Below are 428 nucleotides of genomic sequence, written 5' to 3'. Positions count from 1 at the left end.
CGAAAGCAATCTGGCGGAGATCCTGCCCCGGCTGCAAAATATTTTTCAGAAGCTGGGGTATATGGAAAGCTCCTCCTCGGATTTGTTCGATCAGTTTCTGAAGACCGGCATGGGTGCCAAGCCTCTGATCGCCGGCTATGAAAACCAGCTGCTGGAATTCGCCGTGGAAAACCCGGATACTTGGGAGCAGATCAAGGGGGACATTGTGATGATGTACCCGACGCCCACCGTCTGGTCCTCCCATGTGTATATCGCCCTGGATGAGGCCGGTACGGCGGGGATCGACGCCTTGCTGGACGAGGACATCCAGCGACTGGCCTGGGAAAAGCATGGGTTCCGTACTGGCGTATACGATACCCCCACGGATGCAGCCCATTTCGGGGTGTCCGGTATTGCCGAGGAATTGACGCAGGTAGCGCCCATGCCGG

At 57.5% G+C, this 428-nt stretch carries 1 pseudogene; it reads left to right on the top strand.

Annotation, left to right across the window (positions count from 1 at the left end):
* Positions 1–428 (top strand): annotated as a pseudogene (locus tag H6B10_RS15420) (hypothetical protein); the annotation flags it as partial.

The organism is Gemmiger formicilis, from assembly GCF_016901605.1.
In the GTDB taxonomy this organism is placed as follows: Bacteria; Bacillota; Clostridia; order Oscillospirales; family Ruminococcaceae; genus Gemmiger; species Gemmiger formicilis_B.
The sequence above is the reverse complement of the archived record's forward strand: the minus strand, read 5'-3'. Positions and strand labels throughout refer to the sequence as shown.